Source organism: Flavobacterium sp. W22_SRS_FP1, assembly GCF_052113685.1.
Classification (GTDB): Bacteria; Bacteroidota; Bacteroidia; order Flavobacteriales; family Flavobacteriaceae; genus Flavobacterium.
The window spans coordinates 15,630-27,312 of record NZ_JBGQOE010000034.1 but is presented as its reverse complement, the minus strand read 5'-3'; the positions used below and the strand labels follow the sequence as shown (position 1 = coordinate 27,312).

Below are 11,683 nucleotides of genomic sequence, written 5' to 3'. Positions count from 1 at the left end.
AGCGAAAGACGAGGCTCGAACTCGCGACAACCAGCTTGGAAGGCTGGAGCTCTACCAACTGAGCTACTTTCGCATTAATAGGATGCAAAGATACAAAATAATCTATCCAAAGCAAGTTTTTCTTTTAATAAAAAAAAGAATATTTAAAAAAGGATGATTCACTCTTTCTTAAAATTAAAATAAAAAAGCCAAAAAACAAATGTTTTGGCTTTAAAGAGCGAAAGACGAGGCTCGAACTCGCGACAACCAGCTTGGAAGGCTGGAGCTCTACCAACTGAGCTACTTTCGCATTACTGAGTGCAAATATAAATAATAAGTTGGCTTTGAAACAAGTTTTTTATCCTAAAACTTTACGATAAAACAAGGTTTAATTCTAACCGTTTTAAAATTAAATTGTTACACCTTTATTATTTTAAGCCAAATCTGTATTACATAGAGAAAAGGAAGCCTTCGGCGAGCTGTTTCCTACGACAGCGACTTCTTTAAACAAAAAGAATCAGATTATTAGTTGTCATTTAGAAGTCGACAGTATAGATGCAGCACCTCATTTCGCAATTTATAAAAGTAATTATTACGGCAGGAAAACTGTCGATGTAGACTTAAATTACGCCAAAAATAAAACATCTCCTTTAAATGGAAAAACACGGACTAACACATAATAGTGTATCCCAAACAATCCCTAAAGGATCATTAGATTGTTTTACATAAAGCTGAAAAATCCTTAGTTAAAATCGTTGAAAAACAATTTTAGCTAAGGATATTTTTCTTAGAACTATTGAAGTCTTTCTCAGCAACCTCTCAATATCTACAACTTATCTTTTTTAAGATACTAATTTAGAAGCCACTTTGTAAGCATCTGATGGATAGTAAATAAACAAACACGACTTATCCTTAATCGTTTGTATTATCTTATCCGTTAATTCGACAGGAATCGCAGGACAACCTAAACTTCTCCCTAACCTATCATGGTTTTGGATAAATGAATTAGATACATAATCGGCTCCATGAATAACAACGGCTCGTTGTCTAGCATTACTATTTATACCTTTTTCCAAGCCATCTAATCTTAGAGACTTTCCGTGTTTCCCGCTATAGATTTCTCCTGTGGAATAGAATCCAAGACTACTTTTAAAAGATTGGGCTGCATTTGAAAAACTATTTGCAAACTCGTCCCCGGTGTTTCTGCCATGAGCAACTAGAGAATTGTATAAAATTGTGTTTGTCGTCAAGTCTATCACCCAAAGCCTTTTGGAATTAGACGACATACTAAAATCGATCAGCGTCAATATGTTTTTACTAATTAAACCTTTTTCTTTTAGAATATAAAAGCCCTTTAAGGCTTCTGTGAAACTTTCTAATTTAGGCAAGGCAAATTGATTGGAATTCAAACTATTATAAACAGTTTTCTCGTTCACTTCAGAACTTGTTTTTATTACTTTAGCAATTTCAATTTCGTTTAGATTATTAGTTTCAGAAAATAATAACTTAATTGGAGAGAACGAAAAAATTAATAACAAAAGAGCGGGGTAGGTTTTGTACATCATTGGTTTTTAGTGATTTAGGCACCACAAAAGTACGGCAAAGATCCTTAATCAAACACCGGAAATAAAACTTTAAGGTATTTTTAACGATTTTTGCTTTGAGTTTAACTAAAAAAAACTGACAAACCTTTGTTTTTGTGTTAATAATACTATTTTTGTAAGACCCAAATCACAATATCAGATGAAGTTCCACCACTTTCTTTTAACTTTTTTCATATTTTTTAGTCTAACCAGCCATTGTCAGAAAAAAGTCCTTTTTGCAAAATCTACAACAAACGAAATCACTATAGACGGTAAAATAAATGAAGATGCCTGGAGTACAGATATAGAAACAGCTTCAAATTTTGTTATGTTTGAGCCCGACAACGGAAAACTAATTAGTATAGATAAAAGGACAGATGTAAAGGTGTTGTACGACAATGATGCAATTTATATTTCAGCACTATTATACGATAATGAGCCAGATAAGATTCAAAAAGAAATCACAAATCGGGATGTTTTTGGAGTTTCTGATCACTTTTCAGTTTCTATCAATGGGTTCAATGATGGTCAACAAGATTATAGTTTTTATGTAAGTGCCGCAGGAGTTCAAATGGACTGTTTGGCAACAAAAGATGGGGAAGATTACACATGGGATAGTATTTGGGACAGCAAAGTTTCTATAACTGATTTCGGTTGGGTCGTGGAAATGAGAATTCCCTATGCTGCCTTGCGCTTCTCAAACGTCCAAAAACAAACTTGGGGCTTGAATTTCATGCGTGAGATAAAACGAGATGTACAAAAATACACTTGGAATCTTGTTGATACTAAGATTGGATCTATTACTGCACAATCAGGAATTCTTGAAGGAATAGAAAACATAAACACACCTACTCGCCTCTTCTTTATTCCTTACACTTCTTTCTATTATCAAAAAAATGAATTGGGTTCCGACAAAACTTTCAAAGCTGGACTTGACATTAAATACGGAATTAATGATGCGTTTACATTAGATGCTATTCTGGTGCCTGATTTTGGACAAACAAAATTTGATAATGCCATTTTAAATCTGGAGCCATTTGAACAACAATTCGATGAAAACAGGCCTTTCTTTACCGAAGGAACTAATTTATTTAACATAGGTAATCTCTTTTACTCTCGAAGAATAGGTGGCTTACCGACTTCCGTGCCTGAAACTACAGCCAATGAAGAAATCACAAACTATCCTGGTACCGTTGACTTACTTAATGCTATAAAAGTATCGGGACGAACAGAAGCTGGATTAGGAGTTGGTTTCTTGAATGCCATCACAAAAAAAACCTATGCAACGATTAGGGATACCGAAACAGACGAATACCGCAAAGAAGTTATAGAACCATTGACAAACTATAATGTGTTGGTTTTTGACAAACGTTTTAATCAAAACTCATCAGTTTCTTTTGTGAACACCAATACAACACGAAATGGAGGATTTAGGGACGCAAATGTTTCTGCCGCATTGTTCGACCTAAGCACAAAAGCAAATTCCTATAATTTATACGGTGATCTTAAATACAGCGCTGTTAATGACATTGAAGATTATAACGGCATCAAAACCTCATTGAACTTTGCAAAAACAAGTGGTAAGTATAGATATAACCTATCTGGAAAATACATTTCTAAAAATTATGATATAAATGACCTTGGAATCATCTTTTACACCAATTATCATGGTGCTTCTGCAAATGGCAGTTATAGGATAGTAAACCCAACAAAAATTTTCAACACATTTAAAATTTCGCAGGAACTAAATTTAGAAGTACAAAACACAACTGGCAAGACTCAAGAAGCCTGGTACAAGACTTACATAACAGCAACCACAATAAAAAATGATTATGTTGGGTTTGCTTTTTCTTTAAATCCTTTGGACCGTTTTGATTTTTTCGAGCCTCGCGTATACGGGCGCTATTTATACATCCCAAAAAGCGTTATTGCATACGTTGGATTTGCTACTAATCAAAACAAATCTTTTACTTATGAAGCTGAAGCTGAAATAACCAAATTTGACGAAGACCAGAGAGTTACTTATTGGCTTAGTGGCGCCGTCAAATACAGATTCAACACTAAGCTCTCTTTAGCCTATGATGTACAATACACATACAAAGTAAATGATCGGGGTTGGGTAGGATTTGATAATAGCTCGATTATTATTGGTAATAGAGATCGAGAAATACTTCAAAATAATATTACAGGTAAATATGCAATAAATACTAAGATGACTTTAAACCTCACTGGTCGCTATTATTGGTCATACTCGGATAATGATGCTTTTTTTACTTTACAAGACAACGGTTATCTAACAGCTAACAATGAATATTCCTTGAACAAAAACCGAAATTTCAATTCTTGGAACTTTGACTTATCGTATTCTTGGTGGTTCGCTCCTGGCAGTGAAATTTCAGTTCTGTATCGTAATTATGCGCAAATAGGCTCTAGCACTGTCGAGAGAAACTTCAGCTCAAACCTTAAAAACGTCTTTAACGCAGACATGACTAATATTCTTTCCTTTAGCCTTCGCTATTTTATTGATTATAATCGTGTGAAAAACAAATTTTAAAAGTAGCACCAAGCTTGCATGATGCGATTTATTACAAAGCGTTTCTTAGCTCGATTTTTTATACAATTAAATAAAACGCAATCTTTTTCGCAAAAAAACTGTAACAAATTCATCAAATGATAGTCTACTGGTAAAAGAATCGCATTTCATCAATCACCCACATCAATCAAGTTTTCATGAGAAAATTACTTTTTATAGTCATTCTCTTTTTTTCTGTTGTTGGCCACAGCCAAAAAAAATCACTTCAAACTAAATTTACCTCTGAAAACATCGTTATTGACGGGAGGTTTGACGAAAGCATTTGGCAATCCTGTCCTATCGCAACTAACTTTGTCATGTATAGGCCAGATAATGGCAAAGCTATTGCCGAAAACAAACGAACAGAAGTGAAAATTGCTTTTGATAATGATGCCATATATGTGGCTGCTCTTCTGTACGATGATGAACCCAGTAAAATCTTAAAAGAAATCACCAAGCGCGATGTCTTTGGCACTTCAGATCTTTTTGGGGTTTTCATAAACGGAAATAATGATGGCCAACAGAATTTCCAATTTATAGTTAGTGCGTCTGATGGACAGGCCGATTCCGTAACGACGGATGCTTCCGGAGACGACTACTCGTGGGATGCAATCTGGAAAAGTAAAGCAATAATAACCGCATTCGGTTGGGCTGTCGAAATGCGTATTCCCTACGCAGCTTTACGTTTTTCGGACGAAAATAAACAAACTTGGGGCTTGAACTTTTGGAGAGAAATACAGCGAGATAGACAACAATATTCATGGAATTTTATAGATTCTACAATTGGTACTTTCACACAACAAAACGGAACCCTTGAGGGAATTGAAAACATAAAACCACCTACCCGTCTCTTCCTATTGCCTTATTCCTCTTTTTATACAAATGCAAGTAAGGGGCAGAAAACATACGGCACACTGAAGGGTGGCCTGGATTTAAAATACGGAATTAATGATGCTTTTACGCTCGACATGATTCTTATCCCCGATTTTGGCCAAACAAAATACGACAATCAGATATTGAATTTGGGGCCATTCGAACAGCAATTCAATGAAAACAGGGCTTTTTTTACGGAAGGAACAGATTTGTTCAGTAAGGGAAATTTAGTCTATTCCAGAAGAATTGGCGGAAGTCCCAGCAGGTCTCCGAAAGTGACCACAAATGAAGAAGTCATAGACAATCCGTCAAGTGTCAACTTAATCAACGCCTTTAAAGTATCGGGCAGAACAAAAGGTGGCTTAGGAATAGGCATTCTCAATGCAGTCACTGAAAGGACCTATGCAATAATTCAGAACACGGATAGCAAAGCAACAAGAAGAGAAGAGTTGGAACCATTATCAAACTATAGCGTCATGGTTTTGGACCAGCGCTTTCGCAAAAACTCCTCTATTTCATTCGTCAACACAAACGTAACCCGAAACGGAAACTTTCGTGATGGAAATGTATCTGCGTTAGTTTGGGATTTAAACACCCTCAAAAACACTTATAACCTTTCCGGAAATATAAAATACAGTTTCATAAATGAGCTCGCAGACAAGAAGGGAACGGCTACATCATTCAGTCTTAGCGAAACTTCTGGTAAATACCGATTCAATTTAAGCACAGAAATGGTCTCTAAGAATTTCGATAACAATGATTTGGGAATAAACTTTGAAACTAACTATTATACATTATTCGGAAATGCAAGTTACAGAATTTTAAATCCAACGAAATATTTCAACACCTTTCAAACGAATATTAATGTGTATACCCAGTTTCAAAAAGAAACAGGAAAAATTCAAGCTAATAACATCAATCTAGACATAAGTACAAACAACAAACAAAATCATTATTTTGGCTTACAAATAAATGCAAGTCCTCTTGAATCCTTTGATTACTATGAGCCGCGGACAGAAAATAGATTTTTAATTTTCCCAAGTAAATATGGAGGGTCCTTTTATTTTTCTTCAAATTACAATAATAAATTTGCTGTAGATATCCGACCATCAGTTACTATACTGAGCGAACCTGGCAGAAACTCTTTTGGTTTTTACTTTAGTCCAAGATACCGTTTTAACGACAAATTTTCTTTGATATACAACTTTGACTTTTCTAGGCGCAACAATAACAAAGGATATATAGAAACTATAGACGATGATTTAAATTCAGCTACCCCTGCTACCATTCTTTTTGCCAATCGAAATGTGATCACCTATTCCAACTCTCTTTCTGGAAAATATTCTATCAACAGCAGAATGACTTTCAACCTAGCGGTTCGCCATTACTGGTCTTATGCTGAAAACAAAAACTTTTTATCGCTGGAACAAAATGGCAGACTAGCTGATTATACTAGCTATAACAGCAATAAAAACTCCAGTTTTAATTCCTGGAATGCTGACTTATCGTATTCTTGGTGGTTTGCCCCAGGAAGTGAAATTTCTGTTTTATATCGGAATAATGCCGCTAATTTTCAAAGAGAAATAAATAAAGATTTCGGAGAAAAACTTACTTCGTTACTGACCAATGAACAACTAAAACATGTTTTTTCCATAAGCATTCGTTACTTTATTGACTATAATAGTGTGAAAAGCAAATTCTAATTTGTGGTAATTTCAAAGAAACACCGTTTCTGTAGTAAAATCATTGTTTTTCACCTGCGATAATTCCTGAATACACAATAGTAGTTTTGAATACTTTGAACATTTTTAGAAATGCTTTACCTTTGTTTAAAACATATTAAAATGAACAAGAAAGTTATACTAATGATTTTAGACGGATGGGGCAAATCCCCAGATCCAAAAGTATCTGCAATCGACAACGCCAATGTTCCGTTTATAAACAGTCTTTATAAAAAATACCCTAGTGCCCAACTTAGAACAGACGGCTTAAATGTAGGCTTGCCAGAGGGACAAATGGGGAACAGTGAAGTAGGCCACATGAATTTGGGCGCCGGTAGAATTGTATATCAGGATTTGGCTAAAATAAATCTGGCTGTTGCCAATAAAACCTTAGCTAAAGAGCAAGTACTTAAAGATGCATTTCAATATGCCAAAGACAATAATAAAAAAGTACACTTTTTAGGATTAGTATCCGATGGCGGAGTTCACTCCCATACCTCCCATTTACGTGGACTGATAGATGCGACGCAGGAATACGGATTAAAAGAAGTATTCGTTCACGCTTTCACCGATGGACGAGACGTCGACCCAAAATCAGGAAAAAATTATATTCAGAATTTAGAAAATTACATGTCAGGCACTACTGTAAAATTAGCTTCTGTAATTGGTCGCTATTACGCAATGGATCGTGATAAGCGCTGGGAAAGAGTAAAACTTGCCTATGATTTATTGGTAAACGGAAAAGGAACCCACTCTAAAAATGCAGTTGCTTCAATAGAAAAAAGTTATGAAACTGATATAACGGACGAATTCATTAATCCGCTAGTGGTGGTCGATGAAAATGACAAACCTCTTGCCTGTATAGAAGATGAAGATGTCGTTATATTCTTTAATTTCAGAACAGACCGAGGAAGAGAATTAACCGAAGCGCTTTCGCAACAAGACTTTCACGAACAAAATATGCACAAACTCAATTTGTATTACGTCACATTGACTAATTATGACGAAACATACAAAAATGTAAAAGTAGTCTACAATAAAGACAACATAGAGGAAACATTAGGTGAAGTTTTAGAAAAACACAACAAAACCCAAATTAGAATTGCAGAAACAGAAAAGTACCCTCATGTCACTTTTTTCTTTTCAGGTGGTAGAGAAATCCCTTTTAGAGGTGAAAAACGAATTTTGAAAAATTCGCCTAAAGTCGCCACTTATGATCTGCAACCTGAAATGAGTGCGTTCGAACTTACTGACGCTTTGGTTCCCGAGCTTGAAAAAGGAGATATAGATTTTGTATGCCTTAATTTTGCAAATGGTGACATGGTAGGTCATACAGGAATTATGGACGCAGCAATAAAAGCTTGTGAAGCAGTCGACAAATGTGTTGAGAAGGTAATCACGACAGCGGTGGCAAACGACTATACCGTTCTTATCATCGCCGACCACGGAAACTGCGAAACCATGATGAATCCTGACGGAAGTCCAAATACGGCGCATACAACAAATCCAGTTCCTTTTATTCTGGTTGATAAAGATTTAAAAGAAATCCACGACGGTGTTTTAGGCGATATTGCTCCAACTATTTTAGAGTTAATGGGAATTGAAAAGCCGGATGTAATGACACAGCATTCTTTGCTATAAGCATGTGAATTCAATTTAGACTATAAAAAAGCTACCTCATACAAGAGGTAGTTTTTTTATGTCCAAATCTCCCAATAAAAAAATGCATCGGCAGTTATAATTTCCGCAACATAGCTCCCTGAATAAAATGTATAAACTTCAAAAAAGAGAAAAAGCTATTTCTATTTCAAACCGCTTTTTTTATTTAAAAAAAAGATCTAAAATAAACGTTAATATTAAACTGATTTAAAAGTATTACTATTACATTTGCAATCAATATAAACAAACTAAATAAAATTAGTATACTATGAAAAAAATCACATTAGTTCGAACGTTACTTTTTATTGTTTTTATTACAGTAAATTTAAATGCGCAAACGACTACTATGGCAGATCAAGAAGAAAAAAATATTGAAAATGCCTTATTGAATCCAGAAAAAGTGATACGTTTGGATCTTAGTAATCAAAATATTGATACGGAAAAAATCGACTTTTCTAAATTTATAAACCTAGAGTATTTAAGTATCGAAAACGATCATTTAAAAGAACTCCCAAAAGGGATCAGTTCTCTAAAAAAACTCAAAACATTAAACTTAAGTGGTAATGATTTTGAAGATTTGCCAAATAATTTCACTAATCTAAGCGCTTTAGAAGAGCTATTCTTGAATAATGATCTGAACTTTAAATTCGAAAAAAACTTGAAGACTTTATCAAAATTACCTAGCTTAAATTCATTGCACTTAGAAAATGACGAACTAAATAGGATTCCATCAGAAATCAAACTTCTTAAGAATTTAAAAAAATTATATCTGAGCAACAATCAATTCGAAAAATTCCCATTAGAAATTGAGGCTTTGTATAACTTGAAATATCTTGACTTAAAAAACAATTTAATAAAGCAGCAAGAAATAGACAAAATTCTGGAATTAAATTTTGGATTTCAAATAAAATTATAAGTAAGTTGGATACCTTTATTCTATTTAAAAAAAAATTATGAATACATTAATAAGTAATTTTAAAATAACAGTAAACGATAGGTTGTTTGTAAAAGACCCCGAAACATCGGAATTAGGGAAAAAAATACTTAAACACAGTATTCTATTAATAGATGAAATAGGGTTTGAACATTTTACTTTTAAAAAACTAGGAAATCGTATTGGATCAAATGAAAGCTCCCTTTATCGCTACTTTGAGAATAAACACAAATTGATGATTTATTTATCATCATGGTATTGGAGCTGGATTGAGTACAAGCTTGTTTTTGCTACTACAAATATTATTGATCCATTAGATAAATTGCGAAAAGCAATAACAATAGTTACTGAGAAAATTGATGATGATTTAAGCATAGCACATATTAACGAGTCAATATTAAACAAAATAATAATTGTGGAATTCTCAAAAACGCTGCACTCTAAAGAAATTGACGAAGATAATAAAGAAGGCTTTTTTCTAGTATATAAAAGAATTATCAATCGCATTGTGGAAATAGTTAATGAAGTAAATCCAGACTATATTTACGCCAAAAGTTTGGTCTCTACTATTGTTGAAGGTAGTTTGCATCAACATTTTTTGAGAAATCACATACCTACTATTACTAATTGTAACGAAACTATTAGTACAACTGATTTTTATATCAATCTCATCACAACTGTTTTAAAAAACAAATAAACAATGACTCCTTTAAAACGATTTTACAATTTACTTGAATTAGATAAAAAAGACGTCTATCAGATATTTTTTTACGCAATTTTTGCCGGGCTACTAAGCTTGTCGCTGCCACTTGGAATTCAGGCCATAACAAATTTTATTCAATCCGGAAGAGTAAGCGCATCTTGGATTGTTCTTATAATACTAGTAGTTTTCGGGGTGACATTAGTTGGGATTTTATCTTTAATGCAATTGCGCATCACAGAAAATCTACAACAAAAAATATTTGTGCGTTCCTCTTTTGAGTTTGCTGCAAGGCTACCTAAAATAAAATCAAAAGATTTATACAACAGTTACCCGCCAGAACTAGCAAATCGATTCTTTGATACAATGACAATTCAAAAAGGAACTTCAAAGTTATTAACCGATTTCTCTGCAGCATTATTACAAATATTTTTCGGAATAATATTATTGTCATTATATCACCCTTACTTTATCATCTTTGGTGTTTTATTACTTGCTCTTCTATACTTTATTTTCAAATTTTCATTTAAATCAGGACTTGAAACAAGTTTAAAAGAATCTAAATTCAAGTACAAAGTAGCGGGTTGGTTGCAAGAAATGGCTCGTAATAATTTTAGCTTTAGAAATGAACTTAATTATGATTTTGCTTTAAAAAAGAACAACCTTATTGTAACAGACTATTTGTTGTATCGCGAAAAACATTTCAATGTTATCAAAAAACAATTTACCCAATTAATTATTTTTAAAGTTCTTATTACAGGAAGTTTATTGTCTATCGGCGGATTTTTAGTTTTGTCACAACAAATGAATATTGGTCAGTTTGTAGCTGCCGAAATTATCATTCTGTTAGTCATCAACTCTGTAGAAAAAATAATCATCGGGCTAGAAACTTTCTACGATGTTCTTACTTCTATTGAAAAAATCGGAGAAGTGACTGATTTAGAATTGGAAGACTCTTCAAATCTTCAAGATGACAGCTGCTACAACAAAATTTCTTTGGAAGTAGAAAACCTAACATTCAAATTCCCTGATTCGGATAAAGAAATTTTAAATGCAATTTCATTGAAAATAGAACAAGGAGACAAAATTGTAATTAACGGCGAAAATGGGTCTGGAAAAACGACCTTAATTAGAATATTATCCGGTATATTACCGCCGACCAGCGGATCATTTTATGTCAATGACGATACTTATCGAAAAATAGACCAGAAGCAATACCGCTCACAAATAGGAAGTATTATTTATGGAGAAAGACCTTTTGAAGGAACACTACTAGAAAACATTACTTTCAACGATCCTAACGTAACTTCTGAAGATTTAAAATGGACTTTAGACGGTGTGCAACTTACCTCTTTTATAAAATTATTCCCCAAAGGATTAGATACTCCCATTTATCCAGACGGGCGACAGTTATCCTCTTCTAATGCACAAAAAATGCTATTAGCAAGAAGCATAATTCACAAACCTAAAATACTGTTTTATGAAGATCCAACTGATACTATGGATGAAAAAGTAGCTAATGAAATTATAGACTTCATCACTTCTGATAAACACAAATGGACTATTATAGTCTCTTCAAAAAACCCTTATTGGGAAACAAAATGCAATCGAAAAATCACTATGAAAAATGGGGATATACAACTTGATTCAAAAAATAATTAG

7 protein-coding genes and 2 tRNA genes are annotated in these 11,683 nt (G+C 33.6%); 6 read left to right on the top strand and 3 right to left on the bottom strand.

Features of this window, described 5'->3' with window-relative positions:
* The 3 genes from ACEN2H_RS14235 to ACEN2H_RS14225 form a co-directional block, all read right to left on the bottom strand.
* Window positions 1-73 (bottom strand) — tRNA-Gly (locus ACEN2H_RS14235).
* A gap of 143 nt (window positions 74-216) precedes the next feature.
* Window positions 217-289, bottom strand: a tRNA-Gly gene (locus ACEN2H_RS14230).
* 532 nt (window positions 290-821) lie between these two features.
* Window positions 822-1,544, bottom strand: coding sequence for a murein L,D-transpeptidase catalytic domain family protein (locus ACEN2H_RS14225; RefSeq protein ID WP_441733480.1), 723 nt, complete (start codon window positions 1,542-1,544; stop codon window positions 822-824).
* 178 nt (window positions 1,545-1,722) lie between these two features.
* On the opposite strand from ACEN2H_RS14225, the gene ACEN2H_RS14220 reads away from it, so the two are divergent.
* From ACEN2H_RS14220 to ACEN2H_RS14195, 6 genes are all read left to right on the top strand, one after another.
* Complete coding sequence (locus tag ACEN2H_RS14220) at window positions 1,723-4,116, top strand: DUF5916 domain-containing protein (protein WP_441733478.1); 2,394 nt, start codon at window positions 1,723-1,725, stop codon at window positions 4,114-4,116.
* Between the two features lie 176 nt (window positions 4,117-4,292).
* On the top strand, window positions 4,293-6,710 hold the full coding sequence (locus tag ACEN2H_RS14215; RefSeq protein ID WP_441733476.1) for a DUF5916 domain-containing protein: 2,418 nt from the start codon (window positions 4,293-4,295) through the stop codon (window positions 6,708-6,710).
* Window positions 6,711-6,851: 141 nt separating this feature from the next.
* Window positions 6,852-8,369 (top strand): 2,3-bisphosphoglycerate-independent phosphoglycerate mutase, encoded by a 1,518-nt coding sequence (gene gpmI, locus ACEN2H_RS14210; RefSeq protein ID WP_441733474.1) that lies wholly within the window; start codon window positions 6,852-6,854, stop codon window positions 8,367-8,369.
* 286 nt (window positions 8,370-8,655) lie between these two features.
* Window positions 8,656-9,303 carry a leucine-rich repeat domain-containing protein gene (locus tag ACEN2H_RS14205; protein WP_441733472.1) on the top strand — a complete coding sequence of 216 codons (648 nt, stop codon included), beginning with the start codon at window positions 8,656-8,658 and terminating at the stop codon, window positions 9,301-9,303.
* A gap of 37 nt (window positions 9,304-9,340) precedes the next feature.
* Entirely contained in the window at window positions 9,341-10,018 is a 678-nt protein-coding gene (locus ACEN2H_RS14200; RefSeq protein ID WP_441733470.1) for a TetR/AcrR family transcriptional regulator, read from the top strand.
* A gap of 3 nt (window positions 10,019-10,021) precedes the next feature.
* Window positions 10,022-11,683: a peptidase domain-containing ABC transporter gene (locus ACEN2H_RS14195; protein ID WP_441733468.1), complete on the top strand. Its 1,662-nt coding sequence runs from the start codon at window positions 10,022-10,024 to the stop codon at window positions 11,681-11,683.